Source organism: Rhodococcus sp. USK10, from assembly GCF_019378875.1.
Taxonomy (GTDB): Bacteria; Actinomycetota; Actinomycetes; order Mycobacteriales; family Mycobacteriaceae; genus Rhodococcus_F; species Rhodococcus_F pseudokoreensis.
In genome coordinates this window covers 5,769,684-5,788,024 of record NZ_CP076048.1, presented here as the reverse complement: position 1 = coordinate 5,788,024, position 18,341 = coordinate 5,769,684, and the positions used below count along the sequence as shown (strand labels likewise).

The following is an 18,341-nucleotide window of genomic DNA, read 5'->3' as shown; positions in this document are numbered from 1 at the left end:
GATGACCATTGGCGCCGAGACCCCGCAGCATGGAGGGAGCCGACACCCCGCGGAGAGGGGCTCGAACGTGACTACCGCCTCGGACGACGATGCCCCACCCCGGAGCGCGGCCGCGCCGTCGCCGTTCCCGCCGATCGCCGACTACGCCTTCCTCTCCAACTGCCACACCGGGGCGCTGATCGCGCCGGACGGTTCCGTCGACTGGCTGTGCGTGCCCCGGTTCGATTCGCCCAGCGTGTTCGGCTCTCTCCTCGACCGTGAGGCCGGGATGTTCCGGATCGGCCCGTTCGGGCTCAACGTTCCGGCGTCCCGCCAGTACGAGCCGGGCACCAACATCATCTCGGCGGTGTGGAACACCCCGACCGGGTGGGTGAACGTGCGCAGTGCGCTGACGATGGGCCCGACCCGCGGTGAGGACACCGTCACCCCGCACACGAGGCCGCCCGCGGACGACGACGCCGATCACATGCTGGTCCGCACGGTCACGTGCCTCGACGGCAACGTGGAGGTGGAGTTGGTGTGCGAGCCCGTATTCGACTACGGACGCGCACCGGCGGAGTGGGTTCTCGTGGACGGCGATCGGCACACCGCCGACGCGAGCGGTGCGGGGCTCACGTTGCGCCTGCAGACGGACATGGCGCTCGGCATCGAGGGCGGCCGGGTTCGCGCGCGCCACATGCTCGAGAAGGGCGAAACCCTGTACTGCGCGCTGACCTGGGCGGCGGAACTCGCCGCGCCGGAGACGACGGAAGAGGCTGTCGCGCAACTCGATGCGACCGCGGTGTTCTGGCGGCGCTGGTTCAGCCACGCCCGCTTCCCCGACCACCGGTGGCGTGAGGCGATCCAGCGGTCCGCCCTGACCATCAAGGGACTCACGTACATGCCGACCGGCGCCACCGTCGCGGCCCTCACGACGTCCCTGCCGGAAACGCCAGGTGGCGAACGCAATTGGGACTACCGGTACACGTGGATGCGGGACTCCACGTTCACGCTGCAGGCCCTGCACTACCTGAACCTGGACTGGGAGGCCGACGAGTTCATGCAGTTCGTCGCCGACCTCGAGTCGAACGGTGATGGCGCACTGCAGATCATGTACGGAATCGACGGCACTCGCGACCTCACCGAGTCGACCCGCGACGACCTGTCCGGCTATGCGGGCGCACGTCCGGTGCGGATCGGCAACGGCGCGTTCGACCAGCGGCAGAACGACGTGTTCGGCGCCGTCCTCGACTCGATCCTGCTGCACACGGTGCGCGGCAAGCGCCTACCCCGCCGGTTGTGGCCGCTCGTGCAGCAGCAGGCAGCGTGCGCCTCGGCGGTGTGGCGCGACCCCGATCAGGGGATCTGGGAGGCGCGCGGCGCACCGCAGCACTACGTGTCGTCGAAGCTGATGTGCTGGGTGGCACTCGACCGGGCATCGAAGATCGCCGGCATCCGCGGCGATCGCGCGGCCGAGGACACCTGGCGCGCCACGGCCGAGGAGATCCGCGCCGACATCCTCGCGCACGGGGTGAAGAAGGGGGTGCTGCGACAGCACTACGACACCGAGGCGCTGGACGCGTCGACGCTGCTCGCCGCGGTCTTCGGATTCCTTCCCCGCGGGGACGTCCGGCTCCGTGCCACCGTCGACGCCATCGCGAACGATCTCACGGAGGACGGATTCGTCCTGCGCTACCGCACCGGCGAAACCGACGACGGGCTGTCTGGCAAGGAAGGCAGTTTCCTGATCTGCTCGTTCTGGCTGGTGTCGGCCCTGACCGTGGTCGATCAGGTGCAGGAGGCAACCGATTTGATGGAGCGACTGGTCAGCGTGTCGTCTCCCCTGGGCCTGTACGCCGAAGAGTTCGACACGAGCACCGGCCGCCACCTCGGCAATTTTCCGCAGGCGTTCTCGCACCTCGCGCTGATCGAGGCCGCGGGGCGCATCATCCTGCACGAGCGGATGCGGGAACTGATGTGAGCCGACGCCGGGCCCGACGTGCCCGCCACCGTAGGCTGAGACCGTGTCCAGAGCCGAATCGAGTCGGACGTACAGCGGCCAACCGGTCGCCGAACGTCGCGTGGCCCGCCGGGCACGGTTCCTCGATTCGGCCCTGTCGGTCTTCGCGGAGAAGACGTACGCCCACAGTTCGATCAGCGACATCTGCGCCCACGCCGGACTGTCGCGGCGCCAGTTCTACGAGGAGTTCGGCAGCCGCGAGGACATCCTGCTGGCCGTCTACGACACGATCCAGGACGACGCGCGGGACGCCGTGGTCGCCGCGAACGAGGCGGCGCCCTCCCGCGATCCGCGGACCGTCGCCGGCACCGTGATGACGGCCTACATCGAATCAGTCGGCACCGACGAGCGCCGCGCGAGGATCATCTTCGTGGAGGTGGTGGGGGCGGGCCCCCGCGTCGAGCAGTACCGCCTCGAGCGCCGCAGGCAGTGGGCGCAACTCTTCGAGGCGGTCACCCGCACGATCGACGGTGGCATCGTCGACCCACCCGAGCGGTTCGAGATGGTGTCGATCGCCTTCATCGGGGCGGTCAACGACCTCGCCCACCATTGGAGCACCGCCTCCCCCCGGCCGTCCGCGTCGGTACTGGTGGACGTCCTGAACACCATGCTCATCGCGCTGGTCACCGATCAGGCCTGACCGGAACTTACTCGCGAGTATTGCGATACCCGTCACACCTGATCTATGGTCTGCACTCAAAGTGAGACATTGACGTCTCACTTCGGACCAGGGAGGACCACATGATCAGATCGAGAGCGCTGCGGCACCGAATGCTGCTGTTGGGGCGATGCTGGTGGGCGCACAGCTCGCCGTCGCCACACCGTCGGTCGGGGCGCCCGCCGACGGCGGAACACCGGTGGACGTGCGACCGGCCCCGACCGTCCCCGCCTGACCCGAGGCCGACCGCGGGTTCTACGAACCGCCATCCGACGTGGTCGCGGCCGCCGCGCCCGGCGAGATCATCGCCGCCCGCGAAGTACACCTGGCGAACCTGTCCGTGCTTCCGGTGAACGTCGACGCGTGGCAACTGTCCTACCGCTCCAACAATTCGCGCGACGAGGCGATCCCGGCGGTCGCGACGGTGATCAAGCCGCGGGGCACGATCGACGGCGTCCGCAATCTGCCGTCGCTCCAGCCGGCGGAAGACTCGCTCGGCCAGTACTGCGCCGCCTCGTACGCCTTGCAGCAGTGGTCCGTACCCGCGCCGTTGACCGGCCAGGTCGTCGCGCCGCTGCAGTTCCTCGAGGCCAGGCCGCGCTCGCCCAGGGATGGGCCGTCGTACTGCCGGACCACCAGGGCCCGAACGCCGCCTACGCGGCCGGGCCCCTCGCGGGCCGCATCACCCTGGACGGAATCCGGGCGGCGGAGAACTTCGACCCCTCGGTCTGTCCGGCAGGCAGACCCCGGTCGGACTGATGGGGTACTCGGGCGGCGCGATCGCGACGGGGCATGCCGCCGAACTCCACGAGAATTACGCGCTGACCTGAACATCGTCGGCGCGGCCGAGGGCGGCATCCCGGCCGATCTCGGCGCCCTGGTCGATCTCGCGGACAACAACCTGCGCGGGGATCGTGCTGGGCTGGGTGTTCGGGGTGAGCCGGGATTACCCCGAACTCGCGAAGTATCTCGATACGCATCTGAACCCCCTCGGCAAGCAACCCCTCGCCGCCAAGGGCAACATGCGCGTCAGATATCAGTCCGCACTGCTGCCGTTCGCGAAGGTGCGGGGCCTGTTCGACAGCCCGAGCGGCGACCCGCTGCGCGATCCGGTGGTCGCATCGGTACTCGACCGGACGAGGATGGGCCATCGGGTGCCGGACGTTCCCATGTTGATGTATCAGGCGAACCCGGAGGGGCTGGTGCCGGTCGGGCCAGCCGACCGGTTCCGCGGGGTCCCGGACGCCACCGTGTACGGCCACCCACGACGTGGGATCGATGGCCCTCGACCATGCGACGTGGCCGGTGTGGTCGTCGATCGTCGGCAGCACGATCGCGAGCCTGCTCGGTCAGCCGATCGGCACGTGACGGTTCAGAGTTCGCCGCCGACACCGGCAAGCAGGGTCCGCGAGCCCTCGTGGAGCCGGTCCCGGACGACGTCGACGGTGGTCTTCATCGTTGCCGCCACCTCATCGCAGGACATTCCGCGGTAGAACACGAGTGCGAGCGTCTCCCGTTCGAGGGTGGGCAGCGCGGCGACCGCGGCTAATACAGTCGACCTGCACGAATTCACTTGCATGAACCCATCGTCAAGGACCGGCGGGTTCGGAAACAGGGACCCCAGGGTGACGAACTGCCCACCCAGGGGTGAGTGTGCGGGAAACGACTGAGGGCCACCGTCCGGGTAGGCGCAATCAGACCCCGGATCGGGAGCTGGCGCACCTGGAGGTTCTCCTCGGCGAAGCCAGTGGATGACGTGCCGGCGCGCTGAGGGACCTCTCCGACCCGTGATCGCCAGCACGTCTACAAGGAACAAGCGAAGAACGTCGCACTCGGATACGCCTAGCAGAAGTAACGAAGCGGTGGACGACCCCACACCTTGGTGGAATCGCCACGCCTGTTCGCACAAGAAGATGTTCCACACATTCCTGTCGAGGGCACTCACGAAACAGTCGTCGTCAGTCAAGGCTCGGCAGACCGGCTCGGAAACCGACATCCTGGCTTCCCGAGCCGGCCTGCATCGATGTTCCCGGCAACCGGAGCTGCCGATCCTCGATGACTACCGCGCGAAGCGGGCGATCGCAGCGACAGCAAAGTCCGAGTTACTTGCTGACGAAATCGTCGACGCTTCGTCGCGCAGGTGCGATTCATACGAACGGGCACCGGAACTTCGAACAAGGCGACGAGTTTGACCGATTGCCGGATACGCCTTGCTTGCAAGTTCCTTCGCAATCTCGAGGGCCCTCACCAATACTTCGTCGTCATCGACGACGTCCGTGATCAGTCCCCACTCGAGCGCCTCGTCACTTCTCAATGTCTTTGCTTGCAACAGCATTCGACTCGCCCTGCGAAGCCCCACTACCTTGGGCAGCAACGCGGAGACACCGCAATCCGGAGTGAGCCCCACGGCCGAATACGCAGAGACGAACTTGCTGGACGCCCCTGCAACGACGAAATCAGACGCAAGAACCAGTCCGAGGCCCGCACCGGCCGCCGAACCGTTCACCGCGGCTACGACCGGAATCGGCAGAGAATCAAGACGGACGAGCGTCCGATGCACTGCATTGGCGAGATCCTCGACGAATGTCGCCGTGTCGGCAGCCGTCGCCATCCCCGTCACATCGCCGCCTGCGCAGAAGTTCTTACCCTGTCCGGACAGCACGATCACCCGGACGTCAGGATCGTCTGCCGCCATCGATACGGCAGTGTGGAACGACCCGGCCAATCCACGGTCGATGGCGTTGGAGGCAGCGGGGCGCGCAAGCTGAATTTGAGCAATCCCAGCGTCGACGACGTACTCGACGCTTTGAAGACTTGTCGCCATGGTCGTTCGAAGCTCCTTCGAGGGCGCGCCGAGGGGCATCCCCGGCTTCGAGAATGGTGACCCGCTCACCCGACGAATGTCAACTGTAACGTTGATTGTTGCCGGCACTCGAGCCCGCTACGGCAACTTTTCAACTCCAATGTTGACGTTTGCACGGTCCGCGCATACAGTGGCGATGTGTCGTCCGTCACGTTCGAAGGAGGATTTGCCGACTTGCTCGAACATGTCGTTGCCGACCCGCCCCGCACACATGTACCCGCCTCGGCACCACCAAAGGTGGCCAGTTCGACGTGCAGGCGAGGTAGTGGTCGAGACACGTCTCGCCCGCCCGCATGACGCAAGCGAGTGGGCATCCACTGATCACTGACAACGACAACGCCGGCAGGCCGATGGACCTCGATCATCAGGTTGCAGAGGTCATCTCGCACATCACCTCTGCCGCATACGCTCAACTCTCCGAGAGAGCCGGGGAGATCGTCGAGCGCCTGGTCAGCGAAATCGAATACTTCGCCGCCGACCAGCCGATTCTCGATCAGTTGAATGCCGGTGCAACACACAACTTTTCCATCACGATGGCCATCCTGCGGCGCGATGTCGACATCGAACAGGTCGGACCGTCGGAACCAGCGATCGAGATCGCTCGGCTCATCGCACAGAGAGACATACCGATCACGGCTCTCGAACACGCATACCGCCTCTACCAGGAAAGCGTCGTTCGATGGTGCCTTCAGGAACTGGCTGTCCGAAGCCAGAATGCCGCCGTCACAGCTCGCGCAGCACTGGAAATCAGCACCTTCGTGTCGGCACACGTAAACTTGATCGCCCAACAATTGCTGTCCACCTACGAGTCGGAACGCGACGCCTGGCGTCTTCGCCGAACAGCATCTCGATCGGCACGCATCAGCGATGTACTCGCCGGACGCACCGTCGACGTCGCACCCACAGAAGAGATCCTGGGATACCGCTTCGACCAGTACCACCTCGGCGTCATCCTGTGGACGGAGACCACGGGGAACACCGAGGACGAACTCGCTCATTTCGAAGCTGCCGCAATGATGTTCAGGGACGGCCTCGGACTCGCAGGACGCCCGCTCTTCGAGGCGCGCGACGCGCACATGGCACGCGCCTGGATACCCCTCGGCGACGACAACGCTCTCGACGAGGGCAAGCTCACCGCACTACAGGGCAGCTGGACCGGGCCGGTGATCGTTTCGGTCGGCAACGCCCGCAACGGTATCGACGGATTCGCGCGTACACACGACGAGGCCAACTCGGCCAGACTCGTTGTACAGGCCTCGGAGTCGTCGAATTTCGGAGTAATACGCGCAAGCGAACTAGGCGCCGTGACCCTGCTGTGCTCCGACATGTCCGCCATCAGAGCGTGGGTTTCGGACATCCTCGGCCCATTGGCTGCCGACAACAGCGCGACAGCTCAACTGCGAGACACATTGCGCGTGTTCTTCAGGACCGGCGGTAGCTATGCCGCGGCGGCAGAAGCCCTTCATATGCATAAGAACTCGGTCGTCTACAGAATCCGCAAGATCGAGGATCAACTCGGGCGGCCGGTCCGTGAGCAGCGACTGGACCTGGAGAACGCCCTACAGATCGCTTTCTGGCTCGGGACGGCCGTGCTCGGCGACGCCTGAGCTTTCTCCACGCCACTGTTCAACGAAGATGTAGATCAGCCAAGCCTAACTTTGACGTGACTGGGCGCACACACCAAAGACGGGCCGAAACTGTGTGTCGTGCGCCCGATGTAATCCAGATCACTACCGCTTACGCTGGTATCAGCCCGCCGGAACAGCCGCCGACCGGGCGAAGGGTTGCACCAGATCACCGCCGTACATGCGGCTCGAAGTGGTCGAGTCCTCAGAACGTTCACCATTCCTGCAATCAGCACCGAGATGGAGTGTGACTTGTGAATTCCGCAGAACTGTCCCCATCGGCAGGCCGACTCGTCGTCGTCGGCGGTGGCACTGCCGGTGCCGAGGCAGCCTTCGCGGCCCGAAGCGCCGGCTGGGAGGGCGAGATCGTCATCCTGAGTGACGAGCCATACCCTCCGTACCACCGTCCTCCGCTGTCCAAGGACCTATTGACAGCAGAGTCGACGTTCGCCGGACCGGACCCGTTGAAGGGCGCGCCGCTGTACGCGAAGAAGAACATCGATCTTCGACTGGGTGCGGCTGTAGAACGAATCGATCGAAAGAATCAGGTTCTTCACCTGAACGCGGCTCGAACCCTTTCCTACGATCGCTTGATTCTTGCGGTCGGTGGACGTGCACGCATACTACCGATCCTTGCCCGGTTCGACCGTCAGCCGAGCAACGTTCACGTTCTGCGCACCATGGACGAGTGCGCACGCCTGCGTACGTCGTTTCAGACCGGCAAGAACCTGTTGATCGTTGGTGCCGGTTACATCGGTTTGGAAGTCGCTGCGGCGGCGATCAAAGCGGGTCAGCGCGTGGTCGTACTCGAAGCGGCACCGCGGGTGCTCGCCCGGGTCACTGCGCCGGAGGTATCTCGATTCTTCCAACGCGAGCATGCACGACGCGGCGTCGAAATCTACACTGCTACAACAATCGACGATCTGTCTCTCACATCCGACGGCAAAGTCGATCGCGTGTCGACGTCCGATGGCGCCGAGTACGCAATCGACAACATGGTGGTGGGCGTCGGCCTGGAACCGCATGTTCAATTGGCCCAGGACGCAGGCCTGGAGATCGGCAACGGCATAGTCGTCGACGATGACATGGTCACGTCCGATCCGAAGATTCTCGCGCTCGGTGACTGCGCCGATTTCCACAGCGAGATCTACGGCCGCCGCGTGAGGATCGAGTCGGTTGCAAACGCCGTCGAGCATGCACGGAGAGCCGCCGCGACGTTGACGGGAGGCCAGCCGAAGGCCTGGCAGGTGCCGTGGTTCTGGTCCAACCAGTACGGACACAGTCTCAAGATCGTCGGTCTTTCCACCGGGTACGACGACACGCGGATTATCGACGACCCCGAAAGCGACTCGTTCGCTGTCGAGTACTTACGAGACGGCCGGCTCATCGCGGTAGACGCCATCAATCACGCTGCCGCCTTTCAGTCGGGCAAAAAGCGCATATCCGAGATCGTCCACGCCTGACGCGAGCAGGCGCACTTCTTGCAGCACCTTCGAAAGGACTCCTCATGCCCATCGTCACGTACGTCTGCCCCGAAGGGGAACTCGAACAGGTCGAGGTGCCCGTCGGCACCTCGATCATGAAAGCTGCTGTTTCGCACGGCATCGAGTCGATCGTCGGCGACTGCGGAGGTAGCGCATCGTGTGCTACCTGCCACGTCTACGTCGAGTCCCACCTCGACAAGTTGCCACCCAAGAGTGACAACGAAGAGGAAATGCTTGGCGACGCTGCATCCGAGGTTCTGCCAAACAGTCGTCTCGGCTGCCAGGTGGTCATGAGCGACGACTTGGCTTCACTCGTCGTTCGCGTCGCACCCGAGCAGTGGTGAATTTCCGCTCCATTCACGCCAATCGAAAAGGCACCTCATGACTACGAGTATCGACATCGACAATCTGCCCGCCAACGTGTCCGCCGACCGTGTCGTCGACTTCGACATGTTCGCCCCTGCGGAAATCGGCAACGGTCTCCAAGAGGCCTGGGCTGGACTTCAACGAAACGGGAACGGACTGGTCTGGACGCCACGCAACGGCGGTCACTGGATCGCAACGCGCGGTCACTTGTTGAAGGAGGTCTTCGAGAATCACGAATCGTTCTCCAGCAAGTGCCCCTTCCTGCCGAAGGAGGCTGGAGAGCAGTACAGCTTCATCCCCACCTCGCTGGATCCGCCGGAACACCGCCCGTATCGAAAGGTACTGAACACCGCTGTCGGACCTGGATCCATCCGACGAATCGAAGGTGATATCGAAAAGATCGCCGCAGATCTCATCGATGGGCTCGTTGCAGAGGGCAAGTGCGACTTCACGAAGGCGTTCGCGGAGATCTTCCCCGTGGAGGTGTTCCTGCGTCTCGTCGACCTGCCCAGCTCGGACTCGGCGCATCTGAAGTACATCGCCGACCAGATGACCAGGCCCGACGGCACGATGACCATGACCGAAGCGACGAATCTGTTCTTCGACTACCTGGGGCCGATCATCGACGAACGTCGTGCCAACCCGGGTCCGGACGCGATCAGCGCGGTCGTGCAGAGCACCGTGAACGGTAACCCGCTCACACAGGACGAGTGCCTGCGCATCTGCGGCCTACTCCTGTTGGCCGGCTTGGACACCGTCGTGAACTTCCTGAGCTTCATGATGCAACACTTGGCCGAGAACCCCTCGGATCGTCAGAAGCTCGTAAACAACCCCGATCTGATCGACAATGCCGCCGAGGAACTGCTGCGCCGCTACGGCTTGGTCGCGGACGCACGAATCGTCAACGGAGACACCGAGATGGACGGCGTCACCCTCCTCGATGGCGACATGATCGCGGTTCCGACCATGCTGTTCGGACTCGACCCGCAGGTTGCGAAATGTCCGATGGATGTGGATCTGAACCGCAAGGATCCCGAGCACTTCACTTTCGGACACGGAGTGCACCACTGCGCCGGCTCGTACCTTGCCCGCTACGAGATCAGAACTACTCTGAAGGAATGGCTGGCACGCATCCCCGAATTCGAGATCGCTCCTGACGAGAAGGTCAAGCATCAGTCTGGCATCGTGGGCGCCGTCGTCGGCCTGCCTCTGCAGTGGTAACACTCGGGTCCAAATCAAGAAAGGCGAAACACTCATGAGGGCTTGGCAATTCACGACAGTAAATGAACCGCTCGCATCGGTGGAACTTGCCGATCCGCAGCCCGGGCCTGACGACATCGTCGTCGAAACCGGCGCGGTCGGCCTCTGCCACTCCGATATCGGCTTCATGGACGGAACAATCACGTCCCTGCTCGGACACGTTCCGATCGTCCTCGGGCACGAAATCGTCGGCACGGTCACCGCAGTCGGTTCCGACGTCACCGAGTTCGTCATCGGCGACCGAATCGGCATACCCGCCACGACGGACGGGCCTGGTACCGCCATGGACGGCGGTTACGCTCAGAAGGTAAGGGTGCCTGCCGACCTGCCGGTCAAGCTGCCCGACGGCCTTTCGTTCCGTGACGCCGCGCCCGCGACCTGCTCGGGCCGAACGGCCTACCGCGCAGTGCACTCCGCAGGGCAGGTCGAGTCCGGAATGAAGGTGGGGATCATCGGTTTCGGTGGCCTCGGCTTCTTCGGTGTTCAGATCGCTTTGGCGGCCGGTGCGACGGTCTACGTGTCCGAGCTGAACGAATCGAGATGGCCGCTCGCCACCGAACTCGGAGTCAAGGCCGTGTCGAAAGACATCCGGGACTTCGAGTCGGAGGAACTGGACCTGATCATCGATTTCGCCGGCACCGAGGGCACTTTGGGTTCCGCGATCGATGCGATTCGCCATGGTGGCCGAATCGTAGAGGTGGGCCTGGGCGCAGAAACGGCCTCGGTCTCCATCCCGAACATCACGATGAAGGAAGTTCGGATCGTGGGAGCGTCCAACGGAACCAAGGAGGAGGCGGCGGCAATCCTCGCACTCTTCGCTGACGGTTCCGTACGTCCTCATACTGAAGAAATTGCGTTCGACGCGATTCCGGAGGGGCTTCATCGCCTCGAAACCGGGCAGGCCGACGCGCGTCTGATCGCCGTCTACTGACCGCCCCTTAGGCGTGGCCACCCATCGGCATCGACAAGTTTGCCGGCAGGTGGCCACGCCTCGAGCATCCGACCTGCGAGAGCACCATCTACACCAACGTTGACAGACAGGGTGCACGGTGTCATTGTCGTGCAATGAACTCCGTCACGATGAACGACGACGTCACCGGCAATGAGACCCTGTGGACGCTGATGATGTCCTGGGCGAACACGCACGGTGACAGCGCCTTCGCGATGTACACCGAACCGCCTTACACCGAAGGCTCGTCCACGACGATCGGGTGGACGACCGCAGCCGAGACGACATACGAACTACGGCAACGTCTGGGTGCAGTCGGCGTAGCGGAGCAGCAGGTCGTGCTGCTCGCCTTGCCGAACTCGCCTGCGGCGATATTGACACTGATCGCGGTAGCCGCGAACGGGGCAATAGCTCACACGATCGATCCAGATCTAGGCTTCCTGTCGCTGACCTCGGCGATCGACGCAACTCATCCAGTCGCGGTGGTCGCAACGACTACGAATGCGCAGGCGATCAGCCGCGCCATCGCGTCGTCCACCCGAAATCCAGCGCTGTTTGTCGTCGAAGATCCGTCCATGCAGCGAGGGTCGTCGTCGATATCGGGGTTGCCCGAGACGCGTCGCACACCCTACGACGTCGGCCCGGACGAGATCGCGGCTCTGCTACCGACCTCCGGCACATCCGGACCGTCGAAGCTGGTCGAGTTGACGCATCGCAACTATGTGACCGCAGGAAACAGACTCGTACGCAACAGCGCTCACGGCGTCGGCGATCGTTTCTACGCTTGCTCGCCGTTCTTCCATACCAATGCACAGATGTATTGCTACATGCCGGCTTTGATTCTCGGTGCGTCCATCTCCATCGTTCCGGGGTTCAGTGCCAGCCGATATTTCGACGTAGCCCGGTTCACCGGCGTGACTGTGAGTTCGATGGTCGCCTCCCCCATGCGCATGGCGCTGCATCGAGCGACCGAGGAGGGACGAGCCATCGATCCCGGCGCTCTTCGCTTGATCCAGTACGGCCAGCAGTTGAGCTCGGCCGATTGGGCCCTCTGGGATCGACACCTACCGCAGGTCGAGATGCGTCAGGTATACGGGCAGACCGAGACGGTGTCGATCGTTCTCGCGGGCGCGCCATGGGAGGCCGATGACCGCCGCACCATCGGCAGGCCGGCGCTCGGTATCGACGCAGTGAAACTGGTCGACGAAACAGGACGCGCCGTCGACACAGGTGCGCCGGGAGAGCTGCTCGTACGCGGCGAACCCGGGCGCACGCTCATGAGGGGTTACTGGCGTAATCCTACGGCGACGGCAGCGGCTCTCGACACCGACGGATGGCTTCACACGGGAGACATCATGCAACGCGAGCGCAACGGCCGATTCGTCTTCGTAGGGCGCAGAATGCACATCATTCGGCGCGCGGGAGAGAACGTTTCGTCGTACGAACTGGAACTTCTGATGCAGAACTGCCCGCTCATCGAGGACGCAGCCGTGCGCGCAGAAGTAGACGAGGCATTGGACGCTCGCATCGTCGTTCACGTGATCCCCTCCGAAGGATTCACGGAGAGCGGCTTCGCGTCATGGTGTCGCGAGTCGATCGGCAAGCGTGGCGTTCCCGACGCGATCCGCACTCACAGTTCATTTCCTCGCACACCGAGCGGGCGCGTGATCGCTCGAGAGCTGGATACAGCGCCGTGAAAGACCACGAGGTCGCGAACTGCACCATATCAATGTCTACGTTGATGTTGACACACTGAAACTTTTTTGCGACGCTCGTCACAGTGGACGAATAGTTCCCCGAGAATCGAGGCCAGCAATGGAATGTCCAACCACTCGGGTGCAGCGCGCCCTGTCGGACCTGAGCGCCGGAAGGCCGGTGGTCGTCACCGGCGCCGACCGGGCCGATGACGCACACCTCGCAGTAGCCGCTGAGAAGTCGGAAGTCGAGTCGGTGGCATTCCTGGTCCGTTACGGGTCAGGATTGGTGTGCGCCGCACTGACCAGCACGACGTGCGACCGACTTCAGCTCACCAGCATGATCGGGGCGGACCGCGATCACGCGGGCTCGGAGTACACGGTGAGCGTGGACGCAGTGGGCCCCGGCACGGGAATCTCGGCGGCCGACAGGGCACGGACACTACGACTTCTGTCCGACGGCTCCAGCGCACCGGACGCCTTCACTCGACCTGGACACGTACTCCCCGTCCGAACGGCTGCCGGCGGCGTGCTCGAGCGCCGAAGCGCCGCCGAAGCCACCGTCGACTTGGCTTCGATCGCAGGCTTGCGGCAAGCAGGGACGTTCACGGCACTCGTATCCGAGGACGATCCGACAGAGATCGCGACCTCGCAGGAGGCCGAGCGCTTCGCGGCCGCTCACGAACTGGCTGTTGTATCCATCGAAGACGTTGCGACCTACCGTCGCATCACAGAGCTCCACCTGCAGACCCAGTTCAGCCTGGCACGCGAATCCGAGCACGGCCATGTCCATTGCGTGGGCTACCGCAGTGATGTGACCGGCGTCGAATACGTCACCTACTCCCTGGACACTCCCCCACACATCTCCACTCCCCTGGTCCGAGTGGAGAACGAGATCGATCCCGCTCCGCACCTGTCTCGCGACATAGCCACCGATGCGTTGGCGACGATCGCCGAGAACGGGTACGGTACCGTCATCGTCGTCCGACACAACGACCGACAAGCACTGACGGCGGACATCGATGCCGACCTCGTCGAGGTTGTGCGCGAATGCGGTTACAGCACATCGATTCCAAGCAACTTCTCCCCATCGGCCCGCACTATGATGTGGCACTTCGGATTGAGCATCAGCGGACGCCCGATCGACACGTCCAGCACCGGAGCGCCCGAGCCCCGCCGCGTTGTCGGCGAGGTCGTTCGCGGTGATCAGCGTGGCCGAGAACTGGGTTTCCGAACGGCCAATGTGGAACTCGACGAGTTCAATTCGGTTGCGGATGGAGTATGGGCCGGTCGTTGCCTCCTGCCGGACGGATCCGTTGTAGTAGCTGCCATTTCGGTCGGCAGACGACCGACGTTCTACGGGAGATCCGGCATACGACTGCTGGAGGCACACCTGCTCGACTTCTCCGGAGACCTCTATGGCTCCACCATCGAAGTTCAGCTCGATCAGTGGATGCGTGGACAGACCACATTCGCATCGAAAGAGGAGCTGATCGCTGCGCTTTCGGCCGATGTGGTTCGCACACGAGGCTTGGTGCAGACACCGTGAGCATCGGTTCCGAAAATTGCGACAAAAAGCTATGATTCGCAAAGGGTCCTCTCGATTCATGTCGCGTCACGATCATCGGACAGCCCAGCGACGTCCCCAGAATCAACATCAACGTTGCAGTTGCCAGTGACGATCGTCACCCCTACTCTGGACGGGGCGCCGGGATCAGTCGTCACCGCGATCAGACGGGCATCGCCGTGAATCTCTTCCGGCGCCCAACTCGCCTTCATGACCTGAACACAGGCTGAACAGAACCGCCTTTCGATTGCCGACACACCACGCTCGAAAATCACAACAGATTGGAAGATCCAGACATGGAATGCGGAATTTTTCACACCCCGTACATGCGTCCGGGACGCAAAGACAAGGAAACGTTCGAGTACTCGCTGCTGCTTGCGAAGGCCGCCGACAAGTTCGGTTACCGCGACTTCATGGTCGGCGAACACGGAATGCAGGCGTGGGAGAACATCCCGAACCCGGAACTTCTGATCGTCGCGGCCGCACAGCAGACAGAGCGCTTGCGTTTTGCACCGATGGCTCACATCGTGCCGCTGCACAACCCATCGACTCTCGCCGTCCAGGTCGGTTACACCTCGCAACTGCTCGAGGACCGCTACTTCCTCGGTGTCGGTGCCGGGTCGTGGGAGAACGAAGCCGTTCTTCGTGGCCAGCCCGGCGACCTCTCCGAGGCGCATCCGCGCCTCATGGAGGGCCTGGAGGTCATGGACAAGGTCTGGCGCCAGGAGCCGTTCGAGTTCGAGGGCAAGTACTACAAGGCTGCGCGATTGGACGGGCAGATCGATCCGGGCAGCGTCGCGTCCCACGGCGAGTTCAAGGTCAAGGAAGGCGAGGAGTATCACCTCACCGCGGACCACTCACCCCACGGCGGCGCGGACGGTCTGGAGATTGCAGTCACCGGCCTGAGCAAGAACTCTCCGTCGCACCGGCTTGCGGGCGAGCGTGGCTGGACCCCGATCTCCTTCTACGGCGGCTCCGCACTTCTGCGCTCGCAGTGGGATACCTACTCCGAGGCAGTTCGCTCCGTGGGTGGAACGCCCGACGGCGCACGCTTCAAGGTCGCCCGTGACGTCTACGTGGCGAAGACCGACGCCGAAGCCAAGGAACAGGCTATCAACGGTCCGCTCGGCCGCGCATGGGAGAAGTACCTCATGCCGGTCTACCAGAAGTACCGCATCCTGCAGGGCTTCATCGACGACGCGGAGAAGAAGGTCGACATCGACGACGTCGACCTCGAGTACCTTGCTGACAACGTCTGGCTGGTTGGCAGCCCGGAAACCGTCGCTGCAAAGATCGAGAAGACGTTCGAACTGAGTGGCTTCCGCTACGGCCAGATCGCTCCCAACACCCATGACGCGCTCGATGATCCGGCACCGTGGATCGAGTCACTCCGTCTCTTCGCCACCGAGGTCGTGCCGCACATCCACGTCGAGGGCACCAAGGAAACGGTCGCTGTGAGCTGACATTCGCCGTCTCCCTCTCCGCTGAGATCGAGGTTGTGTACCCGGATATGCGAGATTCCGGTACACAGCCCCGATTTCGGCATTGCTGGGTCAGCGTCTCCGCATCGGCGAGATGTTCCGCGCCGGTGATGCGAACTTGCCGGCTATCTTCGCGAGGCTCGGGAAACCGTGTCGGCAGCGATACCCGAACGACGAGATGTTCACGATCGAGCCGATGCCGCGATGTACGCGTGCAGTCTGACTCGCTCGCCGGAATCGAAGTTGTGCACCGGCCACATCCAGATCCTGCTGCACAACTTCGATTTCCGCGGTGGAAGCCTGATCTAGAAGACTGCAACGAGTCGGGAGCTGACGCCACCTTTCCGAACTCGTTCGAGGCCCTCGGGTATTTGCTCGAACGCGATCTCCTCTACTTCGGTAGACACCTTGCCGGACTCCATCAAATTCAGGAAACCGCTGCACTCGGTATTCGCAGCATTGGAAGCACCGAACAGCTGGATGCCCTTCATCGTCAGTGTCTGCACGGGGATGAGCGCATTCTCCACACCGAGACCGACTTGCACGACCCGGCCTCCGGCGCGCACGGCTTCGATGGCAGCGCCGGTGGTAGTCGCCGCGCCGGCGAAGTCGATGACCACGTCGAACTCGAGATCCGAGAACGCGCGGATGTCATCGGACCTGCCGTCGACCGTTGCTTGCGATGCGCGATCGAGGGCCGCCTTGTTGGTGTCGGCAACGTACACCTCCGCACCCAGAGCCGATGCGATTTGCCCCCCAGCGTCCCGAGCCCGCCGAAGCCGATCAAACCTACCTTCGACCCCGGCTGCACCTCGACCACTGTGCAGACCGCCTGATAAACGGACCATCTGTCGTCGCGGGCACGGCTACTCTGTCTCCCTGCCGAAACAACTCGACCCCGCTCCCTACAGCCGACACTGTTCCGACAATCTCGTGACCCAGTACGATCGGCCTCTTGCCCAACAACGATGTAATCGTGCCGTCCATGAAGCCGACATCACTATGGCACAGCCCTGAAGCCTGTACCTCGACGATCACATCACGCTCGCCTGGAACCGGTTCAGGAAGATCGACGAGCTCCAACGCCCGGCCGATCTGAACGAACTGCCATGCTCTCATGCGGATGGGCCGTCCTGTGGGGCCGCAGTCCATTGAAGGGGTAGATTTCGCACGGCACCCACGATGCCCGACAGGTGCTCGACCTTCTCGCCGGGAACGATCTCGAAATCCGGGATCTCCGCCAACAAAGCGCGCAACGTCGAGTGCACCTCCATCCGCGCCAAATGTGATCCCGCACAGTGGTGAACGCCATGGCCAAAGGTGAAATGTTCGCTCGACTCCCGCGTGAAGTCGACGTTCATCGGACACGGATGCTTGCTCTTGTCCAGTCCGAACAGCATCGTGGGCAATGCGACCATGTCACCGTCCAGCACGGTCACACCGTCCAGTTCGATGTCCTCTGTCACCAGCCGTGCGTCAGCGACCGGACCGAAGCGCCGGAGGAGCTCCTCGGCATTCCGCTCCAGATCCTCTGGGTGTTCGATGAGATGACGGCGTGCCGCGGGTGCGCCTGCCAGGAATTGAACGATGAAACTCAGCAAGTTCACGACTGTGTCGAGTCCTGCAAGCAGAAGCAACCCGGCGAATCGTAGGACTTCGTCCTTGGACAGCTTCCGCCCGTCGATGGATGCTCCAGCAATCTTGCTGAGGACATCCTCACCTGGGTTCTTGGTTCGCTCGTCCACGATCGGCGACAGGTAGTCGAAGTACTTCTGACGTGCTTCGGCCAGCGTCATCGAACCATCCGGGCGAGTCATCTGATCCGCGATCCCTTTGAGGTACTCGCCATCCGATCGGGGTAAATCCACCAGTTCCAAAAAGATTCGAACCGGCAAGATCTCCGCGTAGTCTTTCACGAAATCGCATCGACCACGGGGCTTGAGGCCGTCGACGATCTCCTCAGCGGTCGCCCGAACGACAGGCTCCAGCGAACGCACCGCAGCGGGGCCGAGGACTTCGCTGAGAATGCGACGATACGGACGGTGCTCAGGAGGATCGAGAGCTGACGGCAGAAAATTGAGCGATCCTGCTGATTTGGGGAGAAAATTAATCTGATTCGAGAATGTGCGCGGTCTCGAATGAACATCTTCCAGCAGGTCGGCGCTCAGAGTGATCCAGTGGCCACCGTTACGAGGAGTCCAGACCAACCCATGACTCGACTCCTCTTGCAGCTTGACCCATACTTCCTGGAGCCCCAGACCGATGTCCGACGGGTTGTACATGTCGAAATCGACCACGCGGTCGGATGGAACATTTCGTGGCAAATCATTGTGAATCGGCGTTGTGACGCTCATTGTCTCTCCTTGGTTGCAGAGGTGCTTGCGATTCCTACGGC

General features: G+C 63.0%; 16 protein-coding genes and 1 pseudogene. 12 read left to right on the top strand and 5 right to left on the bottom strand.

All coding sequences use genetic code 11. From position 1 onward, the window contains the following. The first annotated feature begins 1 nt into the window (after window position 1). The 4 genes and pseudogenes from I1A62_RS33800 to I1A62_RS47330 form a co-directional block, all read left to right on the top strand. Window positions 2-1,960: a glycoside hydrolase family 15 protein gene (locus I1A62_RS33800; RefSeq protein WP_374710714.1), complete on the top strand. Its 1,959-nt coding sequence runs from the start codon at window positions 2-4 to the stop codon at window positions 1,958-1,960. Between the two features lie 43 nt (window positions 1,961-2,003). After that, the gene (locus I1A62_RS33795) at window positions 2,004-2,639 is read left to right on the top strand and encodes a TetR/AcrR family transcriptional regulator (RefSeq protein WP_219456654.1); all 636 of its coding nucleotides are present in this window, start codon (window positions 2,004-2,006) and stop codon (window positions 2,637-2,639) included. 549 nt (window positions 2,640-3,188) lie between these two features. After that, window positions 3,189-3,416, top strand: a complete 228-nt coding sequence (locus I1A62_RS47335) for a lipase family protein (RefSeq protein WP_374710713.1) — start codon at window positions 3,189-3,191, stop codon at window positions 3,414-3,416. Next, a pseudogene (locus I1A62_RS47330) lies at window positions 3,416-3,823 on the top strand (lipase family protein); the annotation flags it as partial. The gene I1A62_RS47335 and the pseudogene I1A62_RS47330, both read left to right, overlap by 1 nt. A 206-nt stretch (window positions 3,824-4,029) precedes the next feature. Here the strand turns inward: I1A62_RS47330 and I1A62_RS33785 are convergent. Further along, window positions 4,030-4,236, bottom strand: a complete 207-nt coding sequence (locus tag I1A62_RS33785; RefSeq protein WP_124395693.1) for an RNA polymerase sigma factor — start codon at window positions 4,234-4,236, stop codon at window positions 4,030-4,032. A 480-nt stretch (window positions 4,237-4,716) separates the two neighbouring features. Next, window positions 4,717-5,481, bottom strand: coding sequence for an enoyl-CoA hydratase/isomerase family protein (locus I1A62_RS33780; RefSeq protein ID WP_219456652.1), 765 nt, complete (start codon window positions 5,479-5,481; stop codon window positions 4,717-4,719). A gap of 389 nt (window positions 5,482-5,870) precedes the next feature. On the opposite strand from I1A62_RS33780, the gene I1A62_RS33775 reads away from it, so the two are divergent. The 8 genes from I1A62_RS33775 (at window position 5,871) to I1A62_RS33740 (ending at window position 15,928) form a co-directional block, all read left to right on the top strand. Then, window positions 5,871-7,127, top strand: coding sequence for a CdaR family transcriptional regulator (locus I1A62_RS33775; RefSeq protein WP_219456651.1), 1,257 nt, complete (start codon window positions 5,871-5,873; stop codon window positions 7,125-7,127). 272 nt (window positions 7,128-7,399) lie between these two features. Beyond that, on the top strand, window positions 7,400-8,608 hold the full coding sequence (locus I1A62_RS33770; protein WP_219456649.1) for an NAD(P)/FAD-dependent oxidoreductase: 1,209 nt from the start codon (window positions 7,400-7,402) through the stop codon (window positions 8,606-8,608). Window positions 8,609-8,652: 44 nt separating this feature from the next. Then, window positions 8,653-8,973 carry a 2Fe-2S iron-sulfur cluster-binding protein gene (locus I1A62_RS33765; protein ID WP_124395697.1) on the top strand — a complete coding sequence of 107 codons (321 nt, stop codon included), beginning with the start codon at window positions 8,653-8,655 and terminating at the stop codon, window positions 8,971-8,973. A gap of 37 nt (window positions 8,974-9,010) precedes the next feature. Further along, window positions 9,011-10,216, top strand: a complete 1,206-nt coding sequence (locus tag I1A62_RS33760) for a cytochrome P450 (protein ID WP_124395698.1) — start codon at window positions 9,011-9,013, stop codon at window positions 10,214-10,216. A gap of 79 nt (window positions 10,217-10,295) precedes the next feature. Next, complete coding sequence (locus I1A62_RS33755) at window positions 10,296-11,186, top strand: zinc-binding dehydrogenase (protein WP_257890608.1); 891 nt, start codon at window positions 10,296-10,298, stop codon at window positions 11,184-11,186. Window positions 11,187-11,320: 134 nt separating this feature from the next. Further along, window positions 11,321-12,901, top strand: a complete 1,581-nt coding sequence (locus I1A62_RS33750) for a class I adenylate-forming enzyme family protein (RefSeq protein WP_219456644.1) — start codon at window positions 11,321-11,323, stop codon at window positions 12,899-12,901. 118 nt (window positions 12,902-13,019) lie between these two features. Then, entirely contained in the window at window positions 13,020-14,447 is a 1,428-nt protein-coding gene (locus I1A62_RS33745; protein ID WP_124393307.1) for a 3,4-dihydroxy-2-butanone-4-phosphate synthase, read from the top strand. 314 nt (window positions 14,448-14,761) lie between these two features. Beyond that, complete coding sequence (locus tag I1A62_RS33740) at window positions 14,762-15,928, top strand: LLM class flavin-dependent oxidoreductase (RefSeq protein WP_124393305.1); 1,167 nt, start codon at window positions 14,762-14,764, stop codon at window positions 15,926-15,928. A 323-nt stretch (window positions 15,929-16,251) separates the two neighbouring features. Here the strand turns inward: I1A62_RS33740 and I1A62_RS46650 are convergent, their stop codons facing one another. The 3 genes from I1A62_RS46650 to I1A62_RS33730 form a co-directional block, all read right to left on the bottom strand. Beyond that, on the bottom strand, window positions 16,252-16,671 hold the full coding sequence (locus I1A62_RS46650) for a zinc-binding dehydrogenase (RefSeq protein WP_257890607.1): 420 nt from the start codon (window positions 16,669-16,671) through the stop codon (window positions 16,252-16,254). Between the two features lie 64 nt (window positions 16,672-16,735). Continuing rightward, window positions 16,736-16,933 carry an alcohol dehydrogenase catalytic domain-containing protein gene (locus I1A62_RS46645; protein ID WP_257890984.1) on the bottom strand — a complete coding sequence of 66 codons (198 nt, stop codon included), beginning with the start codon at window positions 16,931-16,933 and terminating at the stop codon, window positions 16,736-16,738. Between the two features lie 128 nt (window positions 16,934-17,061). After that, entirely contained in the window at window positions 17,062-18,300 is a 1,239-nt protein-coding gene (locus I1A62_RS33730; RefSeq protein ID WP_192581927.1) for a cytochrome P450, read from the bottom strand. Between the last annotated feature and the right edge of the window lie 41 nt (window positions 18,301-18,341).